This is a genomic window from Edaphosphingomonas fennica (assembly GCF_003034225.1).
GTDB classification, from domain to species: Bacteria; Pseudomonadota; Alphaproteobacteria; order Sphingomonadales; family Sphingomonadaceae; genus Sphingomonas_E; species Sphingomonas_E fennica.
The window spans coordinates 99715-124079 of the sequence record NZ_PHHF01000076.1 but is presented as its reverse complement, the minus strand read 5'-3'; the positions used below and the strand labels follow the sequence as shown (position 1 = coordinate 124079).

Annotated in this window: 22 protein-coding genes and 1 tRNA gene; 13 read left to right on the top strand and 10 right to left on the bottom strand. The window is 67.1% G+C overall.

Annotation, left to right across the window (positions count from 1 at the left end):
- Window positions 1-43: 43 nt before the first annotated feature.
- Together serS and surE are read left to right on the top strand one after the other, a co-directional pair.
- Window positions 44-1324 carry a serine--tRNA ligase gene (gene serS, locus CV103_RS18600; RefSeq protein ID WP_107395778.1) on the top strand — a complete coding sequence of 427 codons (1281 nt, stop codon included), beginning with the start codon at window positions 44-46 and terminating at the stop codon, window positions 1322-1324.
- Window positions 1324-2094, top strand: a complete 771-nt coding sequence (surE, locus tag CV103_RS18595) for a 5'/3'-nucleotidase SurE (RefSeq protein WP_015460184.1) — start codon at window positions 1324-1326, stop codon at window positions 2092-2094. Before serS ends, surE begins: the two co-directional genes overlap by 1 nt.
- Before the next feature lie 67 nt (window positions 2095-2161).
- Here the strand turns inward: surE and CV103_RS22215 are convergent, their stop codons facing one another.
- Window positions 2162-2794 carry an SEL1-like repeat protein gene (locus CV103_RS22215; RefSeq protein WP_146163452.1) on the bottom strand — a complete coding sequence of 211 codons (633 nt, stop codon included), beginning with the start codon at window positions 2792-2794 and terminating at the stop codon, window positions 2162-2164.
- A 447-nt stretch (window positions 2795-3241) separates the two neighbouring features.
- Complete coding sequence (locus CV103_RS18585) at window positions 3242-3889, bottom strand: YoaK family protein (RefSeq protein WP_342749177.1); 648 nt, start codon at window positions 3887-3889, stop codon at window positions 3242-3244.
- 158 nt (window positions 3890-4047) lie between these two features.
- Here CV103_RS18585 and CV103_RS18580 point away from each other — a divergent pair, with 158 nt between their 5' ends.
- A complete protein-coding gene (locus CV103_RS18580; protein WP_170112672.1) occupies window positions 4048-5070 on the top strand; it encodes a M23 family metallopeptidase in 1023 nt (340 codons plus the stop codon).
- Window positions 5067-6104 (top strand): potassium channel family protein, encoded by a 1038-nt coding sequence (locus tag CV103_RS18575; protein WP_107395774.1) that lies wholly within the window; start codon window positions 5067-5069, stop codon window positions 6102-6104. Before CV103_RS18580 ends, CV103_RS18575 begins: the two co-directional genes overlap by 4 nt.
- Before the next feature lie 24 nt (window positions 6105-6128).
- On the opposite strand, the gene CV103_RS22560 is transcribed toward CV103_RS18575, so the two are convergent.
- Window positions 6129-6287 carry a hypothetical protein gene (locus CV103_RS22560; RefSeq protein WP_170112671.1) on the bottom strand — a complete coding sequence of 53 codons (159 nt, stop codon included), beginning with the start codon at window positions 6285-6287 and terminating at the stop codon, window positions 6129-6131.
- A gap of 210 nt (window positions 6288-6497) precedes the next feature.
- On the opposite strand from CV103_RS22560, the gene rimO reads away from it, so the two are divergent.
- The 5 genes from rimO (at window position 6498) to argC (ending at window position 11648) form a co-directional block, all read left to right on the top strand.
- Entirely contained in the window at window positions 6498-7835 is a 1338-nt protein-coding gene (gene rimO, locus CV103_RS18570) for a 30S ribosomal protein S12 methylthiotransferase RimO (RefSeq protein WP_107395895.1), read from the top strand.
- Between the two features lie 63 nt (window positions 7836-7898).
- Entirely contained in the window at window positions 7899-9284 is a 1386-nt protein-coding gene (locus CV103_RS18565; protein ID WP_107395773.1) for a leucyl aminopeptidase family protein, read from the top strand.
- A 231-nt stretch (window positions 9285-9515) separates the two neighbouring features.
- Window positions 9516-9848: a MarR family transcriptional regulator gene (locus CV103_RS18560; protein WP_041864980.1), complete on the top strand. Its 333-nt coding sequence runs from the start codon at window positions 9516-9518 to the stop codon at window positions 9846-9848.
- A complete protein-coding gene (locus CV103_RS18555) occupies window positions 9772-10713 on the top strand; it encodes a C40 family peptidase (protein ID WP_245896944.1) in 942 nt (313 codons plus the stop codon). The genes CV103_RS18560 and CV103_RS18555 overlap by 77 nt, the downstream gene beginning before the upstream one ends.
- Complete coding sequence (gene argC, locus CV103_RS18550) at window positions 10710-11648, top strand: N-acetyl-gamma-glutamyl-phosphate reductase (RefSeq protein WP_015460175.1); 939 nt, start codon at window positions 10710-10712, stop codon at window positions 11646-11648. The genes CV103_RS18555 and argC overlap by 4 nt, the downstream gene beginning before the upstream one ends.
- Window positions 11649-11975: 327 nt before the next feature.
- Here the strand turns inward: argC and clpX are convergent, their stop codons facing one another.
- The 6 genes from clpX to CV103_RS18520 all read right to left on the bottom strand — a co-directional run bounded on the left by clpX (window position 11976) and on the right by CV103_RS18520 (window position 18488).
- Entirely contained in the window at window positions 11976-13244 is a 1269-nt protein-coding gene (gene clpX, locus CV103_RS18545; protein ID WP_015460174.1) for an ATP-dependent Clp protease ATP-binding subunit ClpX, read from the bottom strand.
- Window positions 13245-13354: 110 nt separating this feature from the next.
- Window positions 13355-14029, bottom strand: coding sequence for an ATP-dependent Clp endopeptidase proteolytic subunit ClpP (clpP, locus tag CV103_RS18540; RefSeq protein ID WP_015460173.1), 675 nt, complete (start codon window positions 14027-14029; stop codon window positions 13355-13357).
- Window positions 14030-14100: 71 nt separating this feature from the next.
- Complete coding sequence (locus CV103_RS18535) at window positions 14101-15063, bottom strand: glycosyltransferase family 2 protein (RefSeq protein WP_015460172.1); 963 nt, start codon at window positions 15061-15063, stop codon at window positions 14101-14103.
- Between the two features lie 67 nt (window positions 15064-15130).
- Entirely contained in the window at window positions 15131-16162 is a 1032-nt protein-coding gene (locus tag CV103_RS18530) for an acyltransferase family protein (protein WP_170112670.1), read from the bottom strand.
- Between the two features lie 554 nt (window positions 16163-16716).
- Complete coding sequence (gene tig, locus CV103_RS18525) at window positions 16717-18336, bottom strand: trigger factor (protein WP_015460170.1); 1620 nt, start codon at window positions 18334-18336, stop codon at window positions 16717-16719.
- Between the two features lie 67 nt (window positions 18337-18403).
- A tRNA-Leu gene (locus CV103_RS18520) sits at window positions 18404-18488 on the bottom strand.
- A 417-nt stretch (window positions 18489-18905) separates the two neighbouring features.
- On the opposite strand from CV103_RS18520, the gene CV103_RS18515 reads away from it, so the two are divergent.
- Entirely contained in the window at window positions 18906-20390 is a 1485-nt protein-coding gene (locus CV103_RS18515; protein WP_107395771.1) for a DUF1254 domain-containing protein, read from the top strand.
- 200 nt (window positions 20391-20590) lie between these two features.
- Here the strand turns inward: CV103_RS18515 and CV103_RS18510 are convergent, their stop codons facing one another.
- The gene (locus tag CV103_RS18510; RefSeq protein WP_425443911.1) at window positions 20591-22846 is read right to left on the bottom strand and encodes a ribonuclease R family protein; all 2256 of its coding nucleotides are present in this window, start codon (window positions 22844-22846) and stop codon (window positions 20591-20593) included.
- 156 nt (window positions 22847-23002) lie between these two features.
- Between CV103_RS18510 and CV103_RS18505 the strand changes: the two genes are divergently transcribed.
- The 3 genes from CV103_RS18505 to CV103_RS18495 are packed head-to-tail and all read left to right on the top strand — an operon-like array spanning window position 23003 to window position 24359.
- Window positions 23003-23611, top strand: coding sequence for an NADPH-dependent FMN reductase (locus CV103_RS18505; RefSeq protein ID WP_015460167.1), 609 nt, complete (start codon window positions 23003-23005; stop codon window positions 23609-23611).
- On the top strand, window positions 23608-24045 hold the full coding sequence (locus CV103_RS18500) for an FKBP-type peptidyl-prolyl cis-trans isomerase (protein ID WP_070933609.1): 438 nt from the start codon (window positions 23608-23610) through the stop codon (window positions 24043-24045). The genes CV103_RS18505 and CV103_RS18500 overlap by 4 nt, the downstream gene beginning before the upstream one ends.
- Window positions 24046-24065: 20 nt before the next feature.
- Complete coding sequence (locus tag CV103_RS18495) at window positions 24066-24359, top strand: putative quinol monooxygenase (RefSeq protein WP_070933608.1); 294 nt, start codon at window positions 24066-24068, stop codon at window positions 24357-24359.
- The last annotated feature ends 6 nt before the right edge of the window (window positions 24360-24365 follow it).

The window sequence follows — 24365 nt, the reverse complement described above, 5'->3', positions numbered from 1 at the left end:
GCGCAGGCTTGCGCGGGCCGCGCGGCTTGGCCATAGCCCGGCCATGCACGACATACGCGCCATCCGGGAAAACCCCGCCACCTTCGATGCCGGCCTCGCGCGACGGGGCGTGGAGCCGCATGCGGCCGAGATCATCGCCCTCGACGAGAAGCGCCGCGCGCTCGCCACCGAACTGCAGGGCATGCAGACCCGCCGCAACGAGGCATCGAAGGCGATCGGCCAGGCGAAGGCCCGGAAGGACGAGGCCACCGCCACGGCGCTGATGGCCGAGGTCGCGACGCTCAAGGAACGCATGCCCGCACTGGAAGGCGAGGAGCAGCAGGCCGGCACCGCGCTGGATACGCTGCTGGCGGCGCTCCCCAACCTGCCCGCCGACGAGGTGCCCGAGGGCGCCGACGAGGACGGCAATGTCGAGGTCGGCCGCTGGGGCGAGCCGCCGGCGTTCGATTTCGAGCCGAAGGAACATGCCGATATCGGCCCGGCGCTGGGCCTCGATTTCGAGAGCGCCGCCGCCATCGCCGGCGCGCGTTTCGCCGTGCTGAAGGGCGGCATCGCCCGGCTGAACCGCGCGATCGGCCAGTTCATGCTGGACGTGCAGACCCTGGGCAACGGCTATATGGAGGTCGCGCCCCCGCTGCTGGTGCGCGACGAGGCCGCTTTCGGCACCGGCCAGCTGCCCAAGTTCCGCGAGGACCTGTTCCAGACGACCGACGGCCGCTGGCTGATCTCCACGGCCGAGATCAGCCTGACCAACCTGGTGCGCGAGCAGATCGTGGACGAGGCCGCGCTGCCGCTGCGCTACACCGCGCTCACCCCCTGCTTCCGGTCGGAAGCGGGCGCCGCCGGCCGCGACACGCGCGGCATGATCCGCCAGCACCAGTTCGACAAGGTCGAGATGGTCGCCATCTGCACACCGGAGCAATCCGAGGCGGAGCATGAGCGGATGGTGGATGCGGCCGAGATGATTCTCGAACAGCTCGGCCTGCCCTATCGCCGCATGCTGCTCTGCGCCGGCGACATGGGCTTCACCGCGCGCAAGACCTATGATCTGGAGGTCTGGCTGCCGGGCCAGGGCCGCTATCGGGAAATCAGCAGCGTTTCCAACTGCGGCGATTTCCAGGCGCGGCGGATGAACGCGCGCTACCGCCCCGGCGGCGACGCCAAGGGCACGCGCTTCCTCCACACGCTCAACGGATCGGGGCTGGCGGTGGGCCGCACCCTCGTCGCCATCCTGGAAAATTACCAGGAGGCCGACGGATCGGTCCGCATTCCCGAAAAGCTCCGCCCCTATATGGGCGGGATCGACCGGCTGGTGCCGGCCTGATGCGTATCCTGCTGACCAACGACGACGGCATCCACGCCCCCGGCCTCGCGGTGCTGGAGGCGATCGCGCGGACCATTTCCGACGACATCACCATCGTCGCCCCGGCCGAGGAGATGTCCGGCGCGGGCCATTCGCTCACCCTCACCCGGCCGGTGCGGCTGCGCAAGCATGGCGAGCGCCGCTTCTCCGTCACCGGCACGCCGACCGATGCGGTGATGATGGCGGTGGCCGAGATCATGAAGGACAATCCGCCCGATCTCGTCCTCTCCGGCGTCAATCGCGGCGCCAATCTGGGCGAGGACGTGACCTATTCGGGCACCGTCTCGGCCGCGATGGAAGGCGCGCTGGCCGGTTTCCGGTCGGTCGCGCTCAGCCAGGTCTATGCCCGCGAGGCGATGGGCGATGCCGTTCCCTTCTCCGCCGCCGAAGCCTGGGGCGCCCGCGTGCTCGCGCCGCTGCTGGACGGGCCGTGGACGCCGGGAACGCTTGTGAACATCAACTTCCCGGCCGTGCCCGCCGATCAGGTGCGCGGCGTGCGCGTCGTCGGCCAGGGCATCCGCGATTATGGGCGGCTGCGCATCGTCAAGGGCACCGATCCGCGCGGCTATAATTATTACTGGTTCGGGCTGGGCGGCGCGGTGCCGACCCCCAAGCACGACACCGACCTGGAGGCGATCGCCGACGGCTTCATATCCGTGACGCCGCTACACCTCGATCTCACCCACGGCCCCTCGCTCGACAGCCTGCGCGGCGCTTATCGGGATATCTGAGATAATCGCCGCACGGGAACTGCTGGTAGAGAGAAGGGCCGCATAGTCGGGGGATAGCGGACATAAGCTAGGCTAACCCGTCGCGCTTCTGCTTGGGTCTGGCGCGACCAATTTTCCTGGCAGCTCCATGCCAAAGACGCGTCTCGAAAGAGCGAAGCTGCGTGGCTGCATCGGTGTCGCCTGCCCGTGCCGCGCGTCGAAGCCAGTTGCGATAGCCCACCATGTCACGGCGATTGAAGCAGCTCATCGCGGCGTTCGAAGCAGCGCGGGCATCGCCCGCTCTGTAAGCGCGTCGGTAAAGTCCCGCAGCACTGGAACCATCGGCGGCCGGACCAAAGGACTGCAAGCTGTCCCCTGCTGAAAACCAGTCCGCCAACTCGATCATGGCGCCTGTGTGCCTTCGTAAAGCCAAATGCCACATGATGGGCATCCACGGTCCGCGCTGCCGTTCGTAACGGATTCCGAGGCCCTTCAGATAAAGGCGGTCGAACTTCGTGTGATCGTTGGAGCTTTCCATCGACCGACCTCGCATGAAGGCATTGCGTTCGCTATGTCGCGATGTCCCGACGGCCCAGATTTTTTCCAGCGTCGCCGCAGCTGCGGTAACGACCGAAAAGTTGGGGTTGGTGGAGGTTCGCCTTGACGAGGCCCTACCCGGCTGCGACGCGTCGAAAATGTCATCACGTTCCGTTTGGCTCAAGAGAGGCGGTATCCTCTTCGCCGGAGCTATCGTCCTGCGAGGACTTGCGGAAAGGCGACCTGACAAGCTGGCCATAATCTCGACGGTCGCGGGCTGCTTCGTTGCCGTGGTCCTCATTGGCTGGCTGTTCGCGCTGCGGCGCGAACGCTAAGCGAAGCGTCCGCAAACTCGCCGTGTGCGGATAGTTCGGATTTTCAAGCGTCGCCGGGGCGCAACGGCCGACAAGTCGGGGAAGTGGACGTTTCGCCAGCCTTCCGCTCGTCAATCCTGCGAGGGTGGGAGGCGTAGGTAAGCGCCGCTGGTCCGTGGAGGCGGTTGGCTCGATTGAGCCGATAGCTTCCGACACAATGGATTCCCGTCTTCGCGGGAATGAGGATGGGGAGGAGCTTGTCTTATGTTGAGGGGCCGGACACTCCTCAGGACGGACGCCCCGGCCTCGAAGTCCGCCTATGCGGCGCGGGTCTCCCGTCGCACGGCAAGGGTGATGATCGCGAGGATCGCGGACACGCCCGCCGCGATCCACAGGGCGTGGAGGCCGAGCAGTGGATAGATGGCGGCGCCCGCGCAGGCCCCCAGCGCCAGCCCCGTCCACAGCAGCGCATAAGGCAGCCAGCCCAGCCGGTCCCCGCCAAAGCAGGCGGCCGCGATGCGCTGGCCCATCTTCACCAGCGTGCCGGTCATGTAGGTGAGGCCGATATGGATCTCGCCGTCGCGCTCGAACATCGCATTCTCGCTGCCCATCGCGACCGCCATCAGCACCACGGCGATCCTGTCCGCGCCCGCCATCGCCGCGCCGGCGGCCGTGCCGAGCAGCATGGCCATCAGCGCCAGCAGCGCCGGGCGCCGATCCGGATCGGCCAGCCGGCCGACCAAGGCGCCGAGCACCACGCCCGCCACGAACAGGCCGAGCAGCCCCGCCGCGATCGCCGCATCCCGGCCATGGTTGAACAGCCCCACGCCCAGCCGCGTGGTATTGCCGCTCATGAACGAGACGAAGAAGCCGCCCAGCTTCAGGAAGCCCACGGCATCGACGAAGCCCGCCAGCGCGGAAAGGCAGGCGGCCAGTAGCCAGGTCCGTCGATCATAGCGGGTCACGGGCACGATCCTAGCGAGGCAAAGATATCTTGACGAGATGCCGCTTATATCGGCCACGAAACGGCGCCCGCCTATTCCATCCCACCGCGCGATTGCCTAGACACGGCGACATGCTTGGCCGGCCGACCGTTCGTTCCTCCGGGATATTGCTTGCCCTGATGGCCGTTTCCGGCTGCGTCGCGCCGCGCAGCCGGCCGATGCCTGCCCCGGTGCCGGCGCCCGTGGCCCCGGAAACGCCGGCGCCGGCGCGGCCCGCCGCGCCCACCCCGACCCCGGCTCCCTTCGAGGTGCGGGCCGTGACGCCCAATGTCGTGGAAAGCCGGGGCGGCACCTACACCGTCGTCGCGGGCGATACCCTGCGGCGCGTATCGGACAGGACAGGCGCCGGATCGGAGGCGATCGCCCGCGCCAACGGCCTGCATCCGCCCTTCATCATCCGCGTCGGCCAGAAGCTGAAGATTCCCGCCGGCCGCTGGCATCAGGTGCGCGCCGGCGAAACCGGCATCGCCATCGGGCGGGCCTATGGCGTGGAATGGGTGCGCATCGCGACGATGAACGCGCTGGAGGAACCCTATATCCTGCGCACCGGCCAGCGGCTGCTGCTGCCGTCCACCACCGAGGTGGCGGCGATGTCGCTGGAGGAGCGCGCCGCGGCCTTCGATCTCGATATCGAGGATATCATCACCGGCGGCGAGCCCGCGCTCGCCGAGCGGGAGGCCCCGGCCCGCCCGGTCGCCACCGCGCCCCGCGCCAAGCCGCTGCCGCCGACGGAGGCGATCGCCGCGTCCCGGCCCTTCTCCGGCCGGTTCGACTGGCCGTTGACCGGCACGATCAAGCGCGGCTTCGGCAATTTCGGCAGCGGCCAGCGCAACAACGGCATCAACATCGCCGCCCGCATGGGGCAATCGATCTCGGCGGCGGCCGATGGCGTGGTGGCCTATGCCGGCACCGACCTCAGCGCCTATGGCGGGCTGATCCTGATCCGCCACAGCGACACCTGGACGACGGCCTATGCCCACGCATCGGAATTGCTGGTGACGCGCGGCCAGGCCGTGAAGCGCGGCCAGGTGATCGCCCGTGCCGGCGCCAGCGGACACATTGCGGAGCCGCAGCTCCATTTCGAAATCCGCCAGGGGGCCAAGCCGGTCGATCCCATGGCCTATCTGCCGAAACGCGGTTGAAACCGCGCCGCATCTTCCACGTTCCCCGCTTCGCGCCGCTCCGGCGCAAGTCTCCGCTGCCGATCTGGCTGACGCTGCTGCTGCGCCTGCTGCTGGTGCTGGGGCTGCTCGGCATCGTCCTGGCGGTGCACTGGTTCGATCGCGGCGGCCTCCGCGACAATATGGACGGGCATGTCAGCTTCGTCGACGTGCTCTATTTCACGATGATCACCGTCACGACCGTCGGCTTCGGCGATATCGTTCCCGTCACCGATCGGGCGCGGATGTTCGATACGTTCGTGGTGACGCCGATCAGGCTGTTCGTATGGCTGCTCTTCCTGGGAACCGCCTATGATTTCATGTTCAAGCGCCTGTGGGAGAAGTTCCGGATGAGCATGATCCAGCGCAACCTGAAGGACCATGTCGTCGTCACCGGCTTCGGCACCAGCGGATCGGAAGCCGCGCGCGAGCTGATCGCCCGCGGCACGCCGCCCGACCGCATCGTCGCCATCGACGGCCGCAACGCCGCGCTGGGGGAGGCGGAGGAACTCGGCCTTTCCGTGCTGGAGGGCGATTCGACGCGCGATGCGACGCTGAAGGCGGTCCATATCGAGCACGCCCGCGCAATGATCATATCGGCGGGCCGCGACGACACGTCGATCCTGATCGTGCTGACGGCGCGCAGCCTGGCGCCCGACCTGCCGATCAGCGTGGTGATCCGTTCGGAGGATAACGAGGCCCTCGCGCGGCAGGCGGGCGCCACCACGGTCATCAATCCGGTGAGCTTCGCGGGGCTGCTGCTGGCGGGATCGACTCAAGGGTCGCACATCGCCGAATATATGGCGGATCTTGCCGCGGCGGACGGCAGGGTGGCGCTGAACGAACGGCCCGTCACCGCGGAGGAGATCGGGCGGCCGCTGTCGAGCATCGCCACGGGCCTTGGCCTGCGCATCTATCGCGACGGCAAGCCCCACGGCGCCTGGGACGACGCCGCGTCGGAGCTCAGGGCCGGGGATGTCATCGTCGAGATCAAGCCCCGACGCCCCCGGCCCTGACGGCACCGGTTCATATATTTCCTCTTATCCGACCGATCCGGCCTTGTCCCGGCACTGCTCCAGGCAGCGTTCCAGTTCCTCGGCATAATCGATCAAGATCTTGACAACGCTTTGATTATGAGAGAGCGCCGCTATACGGCGGGCTCGTTCAGCCTCCTTCTTGATGGCCTCGGGCCGTTCCATTTACTAACTCCAAACGCTACACGCCCCATGCGATTGCGCCCTCCTCAATTCGCGGGATACGGGGGTTGAACACCTGTCGCGTCACAAGACGGACTCAACCGGCACAAACCTTGACCATGGTTGAGATTCGATAAATTTTTGCGCCGCAGCACGGCGAAATCGCTCCCCCTCTCGCAAAATGCCTCGCGATCCACTATGTGGCGCGCGCTCATGACAACGACACTCCCCTCCGCGCCGAAGGTCGGCATGGTTTCGCTCGGCTGCCCGAAGGCGCTGGTGGACAGCGAACGCATCCTCACCAAGCTGCGTGCGGACGGCTACGAGATGTCCGGCAATTACGACGATGCCGATGTCGTGCTGGTGAACACCTGCGGCTTCCTCGATTCCGCCAAGGAGGAAAGCCTGGAGGCGATCGGCGAGGCGATCGCGGAAAACGGCCGGGTGATCGTCACCGGCTGCATGGGCAATGAAGCGGAGGTGATCCGCCAGCGTTTCCCCGGCGTGCTCGCCGTCACCGGCCCGCACCAGTATGAAGCGGTGGTCGGCGCCGTGCACGAGGCCGCGCCCGTGCCCCCTTCCCCCTTCCTGAACCTGGTGCCGGAACGCGACCTGAAGCTGACGCCGCGCCACTACAGCTATCTGAAGATTTCCGAAGGCTGCAACCATCGCTGCGCCTTCTGCATCATCCCTTCGATCCGGGGTGATCTCGTCAGCCGCCGGCCCGACGCGATCCTGCGCGAGGCGGAAAAGCTGGTCCAGGCCGGGACGAAGGAACTGCTGGTCATCAGCCAGGACACCTCGGCCTATGGCGTGGACATCCGGCACCAGCCCCGCGCCTGGAAGGGCGGCGAGGTGCGCGCGCACATGACCGATCTCGCCCGCGAGCTGGGCAGGCTGGGCGCCTGGGTGCGGCTCCACTACGTCTACCCCTATCCCCATGTCGATCAGGTCATCCCGCTGATGGCCGAGGGGCTGGTGCTCCCCTATCTCGACATTCCCTTCCAGCATGCGAGCCCCAAGGTGCTGAAGGCGATGAAGCGCCCGGCGAACGAGGCCAAGGTGCTGGAACGGCTGAAGGCGTGGCGGGCGATCTGCCCGGATATCGCGGTCCGATCCTCCTTCGTCGTCGGCTTCCCCGGCGAGACGGAGGAGGACTTCCAGTATCTGCTGGATTGGCTGGACGAAGCCCAGCTCGACCGCGTCGGCGCCTTCCGGTTCGAGCCGGTCGAGGGCGCTGCCGCCAATGCGCTGCCCGATCCGGTGCCGGAAGACGTGAAGGAAGAGCGCTACGCCCGGATCATGGAGAAGACCGCCGCCATCTCCGCCGCCAAGCAGCGCGCGAAGATCGGCCGCACGCTCGACGTCATCATCGATGCGGTCGATGCCGAGGACGGCGGCGCCACCGGCCGGTCCAAGGCCGATGCTCCGGAGATCGACGGCGAGGTCCATCTGCGCGATGCGGGCCACCTGAAGCCCGGCGACATCGTCAGCGTCGTCATCGAGGATGCCGACGATCACGACCTGTTCGGGGCGCTGCCCGGCGCCTGAAGCGTGGGGCAAGGCGTGGAAGCCCGTCTCGCGCGCCGCCATTTTATTGGCTAGGAAGGCGTCATGACGGATTTCGCGCCCCTGCTGCAGCCCGATCGCGGGCAGCCCGCCCACCTCCTCCACACCGTCCGCAAATCGGGCTTCGACGAATGGTTCGCCGGCCAGCCCGAACGCGCGCGCGGCGCGCTGGAAGCCGCCTTGTTCAAGGGCAAGGCCGGCCAGTTCGCGCTGATCCCCGGCGCCAAGCCCGATGACTGGGCCGTCGCGCTGGGCCTGCCCGAGGAAACAGGGCCGTGGGATCTGGCTGGTGCGGCCGCGCGGCTGCCGGCGGGCACCTATCGGCTGGCGGAAGGCGATGCCGGGCCGGCGGCGCTGGGCTGGCTGCTCGCCCATCACCGCTTCGATCGCTATCGCGGCGAGGCGGAGCCCATTCCCGAACGGATATTGCTGACCGCCGATCCCGCGCGCATCGACGATATGGTGCGCATCGCCGGCGCCGTCGCGCTGGTCCGCGATCTGGTCGATACGCCCGCCGCCGACATGGGACCGGCGGAGCTCGCCCATGCGGCGGAGGCGGTGGCCAACGCCAACGGCGCCAACTTCACCGTCACCCAGGGCGACGCGCTGGCCCAGGGTTTCCCGATGATCGCCGCCGTCGGCCGCGCCGCCATCCGCGAGCGCGCGCCGCGGCTGATCGAGCTGGAATGGGGCGATCCCGCCCACCCCCGCATCGCCATCATCGGCAAGGGCGTGTGCTTCGATTCCGGCGGGCTGGATATCAAGCCTTCCTCGGCGATGCTGCTGATGAAGAAGGACATGGGCGGCGCTGCGCATGCGCTGGCGCTCGCCTCGCTCGTCATGCAGGCGCGCCTGCCGGTGCGGCTGCACCTGCTGATCCCGGCCGTCGAGAATGCGGTTTCCGGCGATGCCTTCCGCCCGGGCGACATCCTCAGGAGCCGCAAGGGCCTCTCCGTCGAGATCGGCAATACCGATGCGGAGGGGCGGCTGGTGCTGGCCGATGCGCTGGCGCTGGCGGCGGAGAAGGAACCTGCGGTCATCATCGATTTCGCGACGCTCACCGGCGCGGCGCGGGTGGCGCTCGGCCCCGACCTGCCGGCCTTGTTCGCCAACGAGGACAGGCTGGCGGACGACCTGATCGCCGCCGCCGCCGCCGTTTCCGATCCCATATGGCGGATGCCGCTATGGGCCGGCTATGCCGACATGCTGAAATCCACGATCGCCGACATCAACAATGCCGGCGAAGGCGGCATGGCGGGCTCCGTAACGGCGGCCCTGTTCCTCCAAAAGTTCGTGCCGGCCGCCATCCCCTGGGCGCATTTCGATACCTTCGCCTGGCGCCCGTCCGCCAAGCCCGGCCGCCCGCGCGGCGGCGACGCGCTGGGCCTGCGCGCCGCGTGGGAGATGTTGCGGACCCGTTTCGGCGGATAGGCGGCATCTGCAAATCGGCTTGCCGGCGTTTGCGCCAGAATTCGCCGGGGCGAATTTTCAAACCAACGCTCACGCGGCACGCTGCGTCCCCGCGGCCCGGAATTTTTTTACGCTGCCGTGACGATGGGATGAAACCAGCAGGGCGCTGGCTGGTTGTTGCGGATGTGGGCCGATCCCCGCCCCCGCCTGCAACGAGGAGTCCCGGTGACGGACAGAGCACTCTCCGACTGGATGGACGCCCTGGTGCGTTATGTCCGATCGGGCAGTCCCGATCTCACCAACCGCCAGATGGCGCTGCTGCTGGCGGTTTACCTTGCCCCCGGGCCACATACGGTCCGCGGCCTCGCCCAATTGCTCGGTGTTTCCAAGCCCGTCGTAACGCGCGCCTTGAACACGCTCGGCAGCCTCGGCTATCTGCGCCGCGAACGGGACGAGTCCGACCGGCGCAACATATTCGTCGCGCGCACGGACAAGGGAGCGGAATTCCTTGCAAGCTTCGCAAGCCTCATCGCGGCTCGGCCAGAGCCGCACCAGCATCGGCACGCCGGCGGCTCCGCGGGCTGAACGCTTTCGCCTGACGGGGCCGAGCGTCCGGCTCGATCCGCGCATCTACGCCGTCCGCAAGGACATCGCCGATATCGCGCTGGCCGACCGGGTCTTCGCTCCCCATTATGCCGAGGCCGAGCAGGCGCGCGTCGCCGTGCCGTCCGTGGCGCTCCGCGAAGGCCCTTCGGATGATGCCCGCGCCGTATCCCAATTGCTGTTCGGCGAAGGCTTTGCCGTGATCGACAGCGAGGGCGGCTGGGCCTGGGGCTATGGCCTGCACGATCATTATGTCGGCTATCTGCCCGCCGCCGTCCTGGGCGATATGGGTGCGGAGCCCGATCATGTGGTGCGGGCGGCCTCAGCGCTGGTGTTCGCCGATGCGGACATCAAGTCCCCGGTCGTCGCGACGCTGCCGATGGGCAGCCGCTTCGCCGCCACGGCGGAAGGCGCGTTCCTCAGGGCCGAAAACGGCTTCATCCATTCGCGCCATGCCGGCGCCGTCGCCGCCGCCGAACAGGATGTGGTGGCCGTGGCCGAACGGCTGCTCGGCCAGCCCTATCGCTGGGGCGGGCGCGGCGGCGACGGCGTCGATTGCTCGGGCCTCGTCCAGACGGCCTTCGCGCTGTGCGGGCTGGCCGTGCCCCGTGACACCGATCAGCAGGCCGAAGCGATCGGCGAGGAGATCGCGGACGGCGCGGCGCTGCGACGCGGCGACCTGATATTCTTCCCCGGCCATGTCGGGCTGATGGCGGACGGCGAGACGCTGGTGCATGCCAACGCCCATTGGATGGCCGTCGTCCGCGAGCCGCTGGCCGATGTGGTCGCCCGGCTGCAACCTGAACACGAAAAGCCCGTCCTTTCGCGGCGGAGAGTATTGCCATGACAGTGAAGGTCTTCATCGACGGCGCGGCCGGCACCACCGGCCTGGAAATTCGCGAGCGGCTGGCCGACCGGAGCGACGTGGAACTGCTCCACATCGCCGAGGACCGGCGCAAGGATGCCGATGCGCGCGCCGAGATGCTCAATACCGCCGATGCGGTGGTCCTCTGCCTGCCGGACGATGCCGCGCGCGAGGCGGTGGCCCTGATCGCCAACGATACCACGCGGGTGATCGACGCTTCCACCGCGCACCGCACCGCGCCGGGCTGGACCTACGGCTTCGCCGAGGTGGAGCCCGGCCGCCGGGCGGAACTGGCGACCTCCACGCGCGTGTCCAATCCGGGCTGCTATCCCACGGGCTTCCTGGCCCTGGTGCGCCCCCTCGTCCGCGAAGGGCTGCTGGCGGCGGATGCGCCGCTCTCGGTCAACGCCACGTCCGGCTATTCGGGCGGCGGCAAGTCGATGATCGCCGCGTTCGAGCATGCCCATGTGCCCGACGCCACCGACACCGCCTTCCGCATCTACGGCCTCGGCCTCGGCCACAAGCATGTGCCGGAAATGCAGGGTCATGCGGGTCTTGCCCATCCACCCATCTTCCTGCCGGCGGTGGCGCGCACCTATCGCGGCATGCTGGTGGAGGTGCCGCTGCACCCGCTATGGCTGAAGGGCGGCCTCGCCGACGTGCGCGATGCGCTGGTCGAGGCCTATCGCGGCAGCCCGGTCGTCCATGTCGAAACGGCCGGCGATCAGGCGCTCCTCACGCTCGAACAGGCGGCCGGCACCGATCGGCTGGAACTCTACGTGTTCGGCAACGCCGCCACCGGCCAGCTCCGCCTCGTCGCCGCGCTCGACAATCTCGGCAAGGGCGCGGCCGGCGCCGCCGTCCAGAACCTCAACCTGATGTGCGGCCTGGGCGAAACGGCGGGGCTGCGGCTTTAACGGCCGCCGCCACCGCGGGGGCAAGCCGCCTCCGCAACACACTCGTCATTCCCGCGAAGGCGGGAGCCGTAGGCCAGCGTAGCTAATCCATTGTGTCGGGAGCTATCGGCTAATCAGGCCGGCCGCATCCATGGATCCCCGCGTTCGCGGGGATTACGGGGGGTGTGGGGCGCGCTGCTCCAACTTTCGGAAGTGGCGGCCGAAGCGATAAGCATCGCCCGGACGACCACCCGCCCAAAACGAAACCGCCCGCGAAGCTGCCCCAACCTCTCGGCGGGGCATCCTCGCGGGCGGCAATCGCTTTATCGGGCGCGGAGCCTGCCGGCGTCAGGCCGCCGGGCTGGCTTCCTTGCCCTTCTTGGTGAAGACGCGGACGGGCTCCTTGCGGCCTTCGACCACATCCTTGTCGACCATGATCTCGTCCACCCCGTCCATCGACGGCAGGTCGAACATGGTGTCCAGCAATATGCCTTCCAGGATCGATCGCAGGCCGCGCGCGCCGGTCTTCCGTTCGATCGCCTTGCGGGCGATGGCCGAAAGCGCCTCGTCGGTGAAGCCCAGCTTCACGTCCTCCATCTCGAACAGCTTCTGATACTGCTTCACCAGCGCGTTCTTCGGCTCGGCCAGGATCTTCACCAGCGCCGGCTCGTCCAGGTCCTCCAGCGTCGCGATCACCGGCAGGCGGCCGACGAACTCGGGGATCAGGCCGAACTTCAGCAGGTCCTCCGGCTCGCACTGGCGCAGCACCTCGCCGGTGCGGCGTTCCTCGGGCGCGGCCACATAGGCGCCGAAGCCGATCGACTTGCCCTGCAGGCGATCGCCGATGATCTTCTCCAGGCCGGAGAAGGCGCCGCCGCAGATGAACAGGATGTTCGTCGTGTCCACCTGCAGGAATTCCTGCTGGGGATGCTTGCGGCCGCCCTGCGGGGGCACGGAGGCGGTGGTGCCTTCCATCAGCTTCAGCAGCGCCTGCTGCACGCCCTCGCCCGAAACGTCGCGGGTGATGGAGGGATTGTCCGCCTTGCGGCTGATCTTGTCGATCTCGTCGATATAGACGATGCCGCGCTGCGCGCGTTCGACATTATAGTCGGACGCCTGGAGCAGCTTGAGAATGATGTTCTCCACATCCTCGCCGACATAGCCCGCCTCGGTCAGCGTCGTCGCATCCGCCATGGTGAACGGCACGTCGAACGTCTTGGCCAGCGTCTGCGCGAGCAGCGTCTTGCCGCAGCCGGTGGGGCCGACCAGCAGGATGTTGGACTTGGCAAGCTCCACCTCGGCGCCCTTGGCGCCATGGGCCAGCCGTTTGTAATGATTGTGGACCGCGACGGAGAGCACGCGCTTCGCCTGGCTCTGGCCGATCACATAATCGTCCAGCACCTTGCAGATTTCCTGCGGGCTGGGGACGCCGCCATCCTTCTTGCTGACGAGGGCCGACTTCGTTTCCTCGCGGATGATGTCGTTGCACAGCTCGACGCACTCGTCGCAGATGAACACGGTTGGGCCGGCGATCAGCTTGCGCACCTCATGCTGCGATTTCCCGCAGAACGAGCAATAGAGAGTGCTCTTTGAATCGCCGCCACTCAGCTTGGTCATACTTCTTTCCTTCGGCCGGGAAACGCCAGCCGTTCGCAGCGCGGATATCCTAAACCCGCTTTTTCCCGGCGGGCAATGCCGAATCTGCCACCGCCCGCCGTAGAAACAGTTTAAGCCGCCGCAGCCTCCTCGGCCGGCGTGGGACGCTTGTCGAACACCTCGTCGATCAGGCCGAATTCCTTGGCCTCATCGGCCTCGAGGAACTTGTCGCGGTCCATCGCGGTCTCGATGGCTTCCAGCGACTTGCCCGTATATTTCGCATAGAGCGAGTTCAGGCGATGGCGCATCCGCAGGATTTCCTTGGCCTGGATCTCGATATCGCTGGCCATGCCCTGCGCGCCGCCGGACGGCTGGTGGATCATGATGCGGGAGTTGGTGAGCGCGATGCGCATGCCCGGTTCGCCGGCGGCGAGCAGAAAGCTGCCCATCGAGGCGGCCTGGCCGATGCACACCGTGCCGACGCGCGGGCGGATATATTGCATGGTGTCGTGGATCGCGAGACCCGCCGTCACCACGCCGCCCGGCGAGTTGATGTACATGAAGATGTCCTTCTTCGGATTCTCCGCCTCCAGGAACAGGAGCTGGGCGGTGATGATCGAGGCCATATGGTCCTCCACCGCGCCGGTCACGAAGATGATCCGCTCGCGCAGCAGCCGCGAATAGATGTCGAAGCTGCGCTCGCCGCGGTTGGACTGTTCGATCACGATGGGCACCAGCGCGCCGGTGATCGGGTCGACACGATACCCCGGAGGAGCGAACTGGCCGGTCTCGAACGGATTGTGCATGGGAAAATCTTGGTCCTTGTGCCTCTCTAGCCTTCGCAACATCGGCGTTCGCGGAGCCGAGTTCAAGGGGATTAGGCGCGCGCCCGGGATTCGCCGCCCGCCCCCGGCGCCGGCAGCGCCAGATAGGCCAGCCGCCTCACCTCCCGCCGGCCGCGCACCACCGTATCGAGGATGATGCCGCAAAAGCCGTTCAGGAAGGCGAGAATCATGAGGCCGGTGGAAAGCAGCGCCGTGGGCATGCGGGGGACGAGGCCGGTCTGCGCATAGGTGATCGCCAGCGGGATCGCGAGGATGACCGCAAGCGCCGCAAGCGCCGCGCCCACCACCCCGAAATAGACCACCGGCCGCTCGATCCGGAACAGCGTCAGGATCGTGTTGAGGATGCGCCAGCCGTCGCGATAGGTGGAAAGCTTGGAGGCCGATCCTTCCGGCCGCGCGCCATAAGCGGTGACGACCTCCGCCACCGGCATGCGCAGCTCCAGCGCGTGGACGCTGATCTCGGTCTCGATCTCGAACCCTTCGGAAAGCACCGGGAAGCTCTTGACGAAGCGGCGGGAGAATACGCGGTAGCCGGACAATATATCACTGAAAGTGCGCCCGAAAATGCGTGCGAGGATGCCCGTCAGCAGCCGGTTGCCCAGCCGGTGGCCCCGGCGATAGGCGGCCTCCACCTCGGATTTGCGCGCGCCGACCACCATGTCCAGCCGCTCCTCGACCAGCAGGCGCACCATCTCCGGCGCGGCGGAGGCGTCGTAGGTCGCGTCTCCGTCCGCCATCACATAGACGTCCGCCTCCACGTCGGCGAACATGCGGCGGACGACATGGCCCTTGCCCTGCATCCGCTCCGTGCGGACGATCGCGCCCGCGGCCTCGGCGACGGCGGGCGTCCCGTCCGTGCTGTTATTGTCATACACATAGACGACCGCATCGGGCAGCGCGGCGCGAAATGCCGCGACGGTGCCGGCAATGGCGGCGGCCTCATTATAGCAGGGCAGGATCACCGCGATGCGGGTTGGGGCGGCCTCGAATGTCATGGGCCGCGTCTCTAATGGGCAAAGGTTGAAATGTCTCTAGCCCGGCGATCCCGATTTCCGGCCGGCCTCACCCCCCGCCGCTCAGCGCCAGCGAGGGTTCCGAGCGGGGCCGCCGCCGGGGCTGGCCGATCAGGAAGCCCAGCGCAGGCGCGAATCGCATCATCGCCACCTCGACGAGGATCGGCCCCGCCAGCCCCAGCACGATCCCGATCGCGGTGACGGAAAACAGATCGAAGCCGATGCGGTTCGCCAGCGACAGAAAGACGAAATGATAGAGGTAGATGGTGAAGGAATAGACGCCGATCCGCGCAAGCAGCCCGATCCGGGGGAAGAAGATCAGCAGCCCCCCGCAGGCGAGCAGGCCCAGCGCCAGCGCCGCCAGCGAATCCCGCCCGCTGCTCATGCCCCGCGCCATGAGCGTGAAGTTGATGGCGTAGACGATGATCGTCGCCGCCAGCAGCCACGGCCAGCCCCGCGCCATCCGCGGCGTGATCTCATCCCGAAAGAGGTAGATCGCCGCCCCTCCGAAGAAGAAGGGCGCCAGATAGAAGGCGTTGCCGATGGCATAAGCCTGGATCTGCCGCAGCGGACTGAAGAAAAGCAGGCACGCCGCCGCCAGCGCGATCAGCGTCGCGCGGCGGCGCTGCTGGGGGAACAACACGTCCAGCGCGGCCGCCGCCACGAACACGCAGAATATCGCCGGCAGGAACCAGAGATGCTCATAGGGCAGGACCAGATGGCCCAGCATGCAATCGGTGTCGCACGGGGCGCGCCGCCCCAGCATGTTCTTGGCCAGGATCAGGATGATCGTGGTGAAAATGCAGGGGACGAGGATGCGCCAGCCCTTCTTCCGCACGAAACGGGCATAGCCGCCCGGCGCCACCGGATGCATGGCGTAGATGCACCCCGCGATCATGCTGAACAGCGGCATGCGGATGGAAAGGAACGCCTGCTCGGCGATCAGCGAAAGCGTCCGATCGCCATGCCCCATTGCCTCGGTCGCGCTCGTCACGCTGTGAAAGGCGACGAGCAGCAGGCAGGCGAGCCCCCGCACCGAATTGATGCGCTCCCTGTCGGAAAGCGATCCTGCCGCGATCATCGCATCCCCGGATTCGGATAAAGCCCGAGTCCAGTCGCCTTCGCCGGCCGGCGCAAAGGCGATAAGGCATATCAGCCATAAGGAAGGCCACCCTATCCTTATGGGCATCATATCGGGTGGGATCGGCATGGCCGCACGCCACCCGAACCCGAAGCTCCGTCACCCCGGATCTGATCCGGGTCGATCTGCGCCAGGCGCTGGCGTATCGAGGAGCGGCAACCTCGAACCAGCCCCTCAGCACCTCCCCCAAGCGTCATGCCAGCGCAGGCTGGCATCGTCTCGACATTTATGCCGCGTCTGCCGCGCACATGGAAACGGACCGAGCAGCTCCGAAGGGAAGGAGCCACTTGAACCGCTCGCGATGCCAGCCTTCGCTGGCATGACGTTTCGGGTTCGCCGTTTCACTTGGCGTTGCGGGCATGGGCTTGCGCACCCACCCAAGCCGCCGAACACAGGTCGCCATCCTCGCGCGCTCCAGTCCAACCCGCCCCATCGGAAAACAAAAAAGGGGGACGTTTCCGCCCCCCTTCTTCGTTCATCTGACCGGCAAGGCCTTATTCGGCGGCCTTCTTCTTGGCCGGAGCCTTCTTCGGCTTGGCCGGAGCCTCGGCGGTTTCCTCCGCCGGAGCGTCCGCCTTCTTGGCGGCGGCTTTCTTTGCCGGGGCCTTCTTGGCGGACTTTTCCTCGGTCACGGCTTCGGCCGGGGCCTCATCTTCCTTGGTGGCTGCCTTCTTGGTCGCAGCCTTCTTGGCCTTGGGCTTCTCGGCATGGTCGTGATCATGGTCATGATCGTGGTGATCATGGCCGCAGCCGGGGCCGTGGACATGGCCACTGCCGATGCTGTCGTCATCCGCCTCGATCGCGGCTTCCAGCTCCTCGCGGGTCACGGCGCGGTCGCTGATCTCGGCCTTGTCGAACAGGAAGTCGACGACCTTGTCCTCATAGAGGGGAGCGCGGAGCTGCGCGGCCGCCATCGGGTCCTGCTGGACATATTGGATGAAGCGCTCGCGATCCTTGGGGCCATACTGCTGGGCGGCCTGGATGATCAGGCGCTGCATTTCCTGCTGGCTCACCTCGACGCCGTTCTGTTGGCCGATTTCCGACAGCAGCAGGCCCAGGCGCACGCGGCGCTCGGCGATCGCCTGATAATCGGCGCGATCCTTCTCCATCTCCGCGCGGGCGGCTTCCGGGTCGGCCTCGTGGCTCGCTTCATGCTCGAGCTGCGCCCAGATCTGGCCGAATTCGGCCTCGACCATCGACGGCGGCACCGGGAAGTCGTGGCTCGCGGCGAGCTGGTCGAGCAGCTTGCGCTTCATGTGGGTGCGGGTCAGGCCATTCAGTTCCTGCTCGATCTGGCCCTTCAGGAGATCGCGGAGCTGATCGATGCCCTCCAGGCCCAGGCCCTTGGCGAATTCGTCATCCGCCTTGGTTTCCTTCGGCGTCTTCAGCTCGGTCACCTCGACCTCGAAGATCGCTTCCTTGCCCTTCAGCGAATCGACCGGATAGTCGGCCGGGAAGGTCACGACGACGCTGCGCGCCTCGCCCTGCTTGATGCCGATCAGCTGGTCCTCGAAACCGGGGATCAGGCGGCCGGAGCCGATCTCGATCGACATCGCCTCGCCGGTGCCGCCTTCGAACGGCTTGCCGGCGACCGAACCCGCGAAGTTCATGACGACCAGGTCGCCTTCCACGGCCGGATGGCCTTCGGCGGCCGGGTCATAGCTCTTCTGCTGCGAGGCGATGCGATCGACGGCGGCGGCGATCTCGTCCTCGGTCGGCTCCACCGTCAGGCGCTCGAGCTTCAGGCCCTCGATCGCGGGGGTGGGAACGTCGGGCAGCACTTCCAGGCTGATCTTCACCTCGGCATCCTTGCCGGGGGCATAGCCTTCGTCCAGCTCGACGGCCGGCTGCACGGCCGGACGGAGCTTCTGCTCGACGATCAGCGACTGCACGCCTTCCTGAACCGCCTTGTTCAGCGCTTCCTGCTCCAGCGCGGGGCCGTGCATCTTCTTGACGAGGTTCGCCGGCACCTTGCCCGGCCGGAAGCCCGGCATGCGGATCTGCGGGGCGACCTGCTTCACCTCGGCGTCGACGCGCGCGAGAATGTCCTTGGCCGAAATCGTCAGCGTGTAGGCGCGCTTCAGCCCCTCGTTCAAAGTCTCGACAGTCTGCATCGGGTTTCTTCCAGAGCCTTCCGGGTTGAATTTCGTTTGGCGCACTCCGCGAACATGTCGCGGAATCTGGTGCGGGCGAAGGGACTCGAACCCCCACATCTTGCGATACTGGAACCTAAATCCAGCGCGTCTACCAGTTCCGCCACGCCCGCAGGGACCGCCGGTCGGCGGGGTCTATAGCAGGAGACACGCGCGGAGCAAGCTGGAACGGTGCCGAACCCCGCCCCGACGCGCATCATTGCGTCAATATTGTTTCGGGACCGTGCGAGAATGGGGCCACGCCCATCCGGAGGGCGCCGACCCTTCCCGCAGCGTTGGCGGCATGGCAAATTCCGAAAGCGGAAGACCCTCGAGGTTCTGAAGGTGCCCAACGAGCTCCGAATGGCCGAAAAAAGCCACAGGCCGCGGCCCTCAGCGCTTCCCTCCCTCCCCTGCAAGGAGGGAGGGAAGCTTCTCACCTTATCGCGCGCGCCAACGCGAATTTCCTGAGCTTCGTTTGCGGGTATGTCCCGATGGTCAGTCCATCGAGGGCAATCTAGCCTCGCCCCGGAAGATCGAGGTGAGCTGCCATGACGGACATCCCCTATGTCACACGCCAGTTCATGCCGGCGCATCCCGATCTGAAGAACGGAGCCGGCATCCCCGCCAGCCTCGGCTACCAGGCCTATGTCGAATCGCTCGCCCGGATCATCTATTATTGGGGCTATCCCGCAGTGGATGGCTTCGGGCGAACAAGCTCCTGGGACGTCATGAAGGAGGCCGGTCCGGGCGCGACGATGGGCCTCTTCCCCGGCGCCCCCAAAAACCGCATGGGCTATCTCGACGATTATATGTCCCCGGCCCAGCGCAAGGTCGTCACCCCTAATGCGGATACCATCTACGGCGTCAGCTTTGCCGACCTCAGCGTCGAGCCGCTGGTGATCCAGACGCCCGTCGATGTGCCGCCCGGACATTACTGGACGATACAGATCGTCGACATCTTCACCACCGTGACGCATCAACTCGGCTCGGCCTCATACACACCCGGCGGCAAGCTTCTGCTGGTAGGGCCCGGCTGGCAGGACGAGAAGCCGGATGGCTTCATCGATGTGCTGCATTCGGCAACCGCCGTGGCCGGGCTGTTCGGACGCAGCTTCACCGCCCATTCGCCAGAGGACAAAGCCAGGGCGCGTCGCGTGCTCAACCAGATCGGCGTCTATCCGTTGAGTGAGGACGCACCCGAACGCAAAACCTTCGATTGCGAGGCCAGCGCGCGCAACAAGGTCTATCCGGCGGGCGTCACCGCAGAAATGCTGGAACGAGATCCCGATCTGCTGCGCATTCGCCCGGTCGATGCGCGAAAGTTCTGGGACGATCTGGAAAAAATGCTCGATGCCAACCCGGTTGTCGGGCCGGACGATGCGCCCATGGCGGAACAGGCGCGCGCATTGCTCGCCCTGCGTAAGTCATCCGATCAATGGCGGACGCTGCTCGACCGCGTGGCGCTCGCCGCCGATGCCGAACTGCACGCCGCCGCTCGCTATGATCAGGTCGGCGTCGACGCCGGAAACGGCTGGCAGCGGCAGGAAAATAGCGGCGTCTGGGGTAGCGACTGGTTCGGTCGCGCACTCGCCGCGGTGATCTATATCTACGTCAACGATTATCACGAGGCGATCTACTTCATCCGCGGCACGGACGCTGATGGCGCGTTGCTGCAAGGCCGCTATCGCTATGCGATCCGGTTCGAGAAGGGCCAGCTTCCACCGGTCGATCCAGCCCGCGGCGGTTTCTGGTCGCTCACCATGTATGACCGGGATTATTATATGCTGGCATGGAGCCCGAACGGCCGAAACAATATCGGCCGGGTCAATCTCGACGCGAACGAGCTTAAATTCGCCGATGATGGCTCGCTGACACTGATCCTCTCGCACGAGGAGCCCACGGACACCGAGGGCAAGGCGAACTGGCTCCCCGCCCCTGACGACCAGTTCGCCCTGCTGATGCGAACTTACGTGCCGACCGAACCGATCCTCAACGGCAATTACAAATTGCCCGATGTGAAGCGGGTCGGCTGAAATACTCGCCTGCCCACAGAGCGAGTCACATCCTCAACGCCTGTTCCCCCGCTCGACCTTCCGGATGAAGGGCGACAATCGGCCCACACGCTCCCAAAGCGGCCGTGGTCCGCATTCGTCCACGCCGCCCGCATCGTTCGAAAATCCGCGAAGGCCGGCGCCCAGACAAAATGCGCCCTTCCGCGTCTTCAAGCGATCTTTCAGCGCCGCCGCCCCTGATGGCGGATATTGCCGGGTCGCCCGCGCCGTCCCATCACGCGCCTGTCCTTGCCGCCCCGGCGCACGGGCATGTGGCTGGCGCCTTCGGCCAGCTCGAAACGCAGGCTGCCGCTGATCGGATTGGCCTCCACCAGCCGCAGCTTCAGCTTCATGCCGGGCGTATAGCGATCGCCGGATTCCTCGCCCTCCAGCGCCTGCGCGGCCTCGTCGTAACGGAAGCGCTCGGCCCCCAGCGTGGACACCGGCACCAGCCCGTCGCCTCCCAGCCCTTCCACCGTGGCGAAGAAGCCGAAGCTCTGCACCCCGGTGATCCGCGTATCCATGAGGTCGCCGACATGGGCGGCGAGATAGGCCGCGACATAGCGGTCGATCGTCTCGCGCTCCGCCTCCATGGCGCGGCGCTCGGCCTGGCTGATCGCGGTGCCCAGCCGCTCCATCGCGGCGGCGTCCTCCGCCGTCAGCCGCGTCGCCTTCGCATCGGGATCGAGGCCATAGGCGCCCACCAGCGATCGGTGGACGATCAGGTCGGCATAACGGCGGATCGGGCTGGTGAAATGGGCGTAGCTGCCCAGCGCCAGCCCGAAATGGCCGGCATTGCGGGGCGCGTAATAAGCCTGCGTCTGGCTGCGCAGCACCTGTTCCATCACCTGCGGGCGGAAATCCACATCCTCGCCGATACGGGCCAGAAGCTGGTTGAAGGTGGCCGGGCGGATCACCTGCCCCAGCGCGAACTCGACCCCGAAGGTCTTGAGATAATCCTTCAGCGCGACCAGCTTTTCGCGGCTCGGCGGCTCGTGGACGCGATACATCACCTCCGCCTTCTTCGCCTCCAGCGCCTTGGCGGCGGCGACATTGGCGGCGATCATATAATCCTCGATCAGGCGGTGAGCATCCAGCCGCTCGCGCGGGGCGACCGAAAGGATGCGCCCCTTCTCGTCCAGCACCACGCGCCGCTCGGGCAGGTCGAGGTCCAGCGGCTCACGCGCGTCGCGGGCGCGGGCCAGGGCCGCCCAGCACGCCCAGAGCGGGCGGAGCGCGCCTTCCACAAGCTCCCTCGGGAAGGGATCGCCCGCCAGATCGCCGTCGATCGCCGCCTGCGCATCCTCATAGGCGATGTTGGCCGCGATGCGGACGAGCGCGCGGGTGAAGCGCCAGGCGACCAGCTTGCCGTCCTTCGATATGGTCAGGTGGCAGGCCATGGCCGCGCGATCCTGCCCGGCCTTCAGCGAGCACATGTCCGCGCTCAGCGTCTCGGGCAGCATCGGCACCACGCGGTCGGGGAAATAGACGCTGTTGCCGCGCTTGCGGGCCTCCTTGTCCAGCCGGCCGCCGGGGCGGACGTAGAAGCTGACGTCGGCGATGGCGACGATCGCGCGGAAGCCGCCGGGGTTGGCGGGGTCGTCGTCGGGCGCGGCCCACACCGCATCGTCATGGTCGCGCGCGTCGGCGGGATCGATGGCGACGATCGGCAGCGCGCGCAGGTCCTCGCGCCCATCGCCCAGCGGCAGCGCGGCGACGCGCTCGGCCTCCTCGATCGTTTCAACCGCGAAGGCGTTGGGAATGCCGTGCTTGTGGATCGCGATCAGGCTGAAGCTGCGCGGCGCGAAAGGATCGCCCAGCCGCTCGCTCACCTTCACCGTCATCCGCGGCGGGCGGCCGGTCTTTTCGGCCAGCACCAGATCGCCCGGCTCAGCCTCGCCGGCATCCGAAACCGGCCAGTCGCGCTTCTCCCGCTTGTCGACCGGCTTCAGCCACAGCCGATCGCCCTCGGCATGGAGCACGCCCAGCACCAGCTCCTCGCCGCGTGCCAGCTTCTTCATCGGGTGGGCGATCCAGCCGGCGCCCTTCTCCTCGGTGCGGGCGAGGATGCGATCGCCCGGCCCCAGCGCGGAACGGCGGCCGCGTTCCTGCACCCGGAGGCGCGGCGGCGGGGTTTCCGCCTGCCAGCTTTCGGGAACCGCGATCGGCTGGTCCCCATCCACGTCGACGATGCGCAGCACCGTGACCTTGGGCACCCCGCCCATCCTGTGGAAGGCGCGGCCGGGGGCGCTGTCGATCAACCCCTCGTCGGCCATGTCCTTCAACAGGGCCTTGAGCGCGATCTTGTCCTGCGCGGAAAGGCCGAAGGCGCGCGCGATCTCCCGCTTGCCGGCGGGTTGATCGGACTGGGCGATGAAATCCAGTATCTGCTGGCGGCTCGGCAGGCCGGGGCTTTGGCGACGGGGCATCGCCGTCATGTAGGCCGAAGCCCGGCCGCCGTCACCCCGGCCCGGGCTCTTTTGCCGGAAGGCCATCGCCATGGCGGGATGGCCACGCCGCACGCCCTGTCCGTTCGAACGTTGCGAAGGCCGGGGGCGCATGGCAATCGCATCGCCACCATAAGGGAGACAATGATGCCGGATTCGACCGCCACCAAGCCGTTCATCGTCGGAATCGGGGGCACTGCCAGCGCCAATTCCTCGACCGAGCAGGCGCTGGCGATCGCGCTCGCCTCGGCCGAGCGGGCCGGCGCGGAAGTCAAGCTGTTCGGCGCGGCGACGCTCGCCGCCCTGCCGCATTACATGACCGAGGCCAGCCCCGCATCCAGCGAGGGCCGCGAGCTGGTGGAGGCGGTGCGCCGCGCGGACGGCGTGATCATCGCAAGCCCCGGCTATCACGGCTCGATCTCCGGCCTGGTGAAGAACGCCATCGATTATCTGGAGGAAACCGCGAAGGACGCGCGCGTCTATCTGGATGGCGTGCCGGTGGGGCTGATCGCCACGGCCTATGGCTGGCAGGCGACCGGCAGCACGCTCGCCACGCTGCGTTCGATCGTGCACGCGCTGCGCGGCTGGCCGACCCCGCTGGGCGCCGCGATCAACAGCTCGGGCGGCATCTTCAAGGCGGGCGTGTGCAGCGATGCCGGCGCCAATAACCAGCTCGAGCTGGTGGGCAAGCAGGTGTTCGAATTCGCCCGGCTGCGCCGCGCCGATCCCAGCGTGACGGAGACGACGGCGGGATGAGGCCGCTTGCCGCGCTGATCGCGCCCGCCATTGCCATCGCCCTTCCCCTGCCCGCCACCGCCGCGCCGACGGCCCAGCCGGCGATGCAGAAGACGGCATCCGGCATCCAGTATCAGGTGCTGCGCCCGGCCAGGACGAAGGGCAAAGGCCCTCACCCGGCCGCCACCGATCGCGTGCAGGTGAATTATCGCGGCATGCTGGCGGACGGCACCACTTTCGACGCGAGCCGTTATGACGAGCCGGCCACCTTCGCGCTGGACGAGGTGATCCCCGGCTGGACGGAGGGCGTGCAACTGATGGAGCCGGGGGCGAAATATCGCTTCATCATCCCGCCGGAACTGGCTTACGGTGAGGGCGGCGCCGGCGGTGTGATCCCGCCCAACGCCACGCTGACTTTCGATATCGAGCTTCTTGCCATCAACCCGCCGGAATGACGGCAGACAGGAGGAAGGCCATGACAGTCGCCAGGCACTATATCATGAATGCCGTGGAAGGCAGGGACGCCACGCTGGAAACCGCGCTGCGCGACCTGGCGGACAAGGTGCGCGCCATATCCGGCTGCCAGGGCGTGGAATTGCTGCGCGACATCGGCAACGAACGCCGCTTCATCTTCATCGAGAAGTGGGATTCGGTGGACGCGCACAAGGCGGCGGGCCCGCAGCTCGGCAAGGATGCGCTGGCGCCGATCCTCGCGGTGCTCGATGGCCCGCCGGACGGCGATTATCTCGATTATCTGAAAGTGGTCTGATCCACG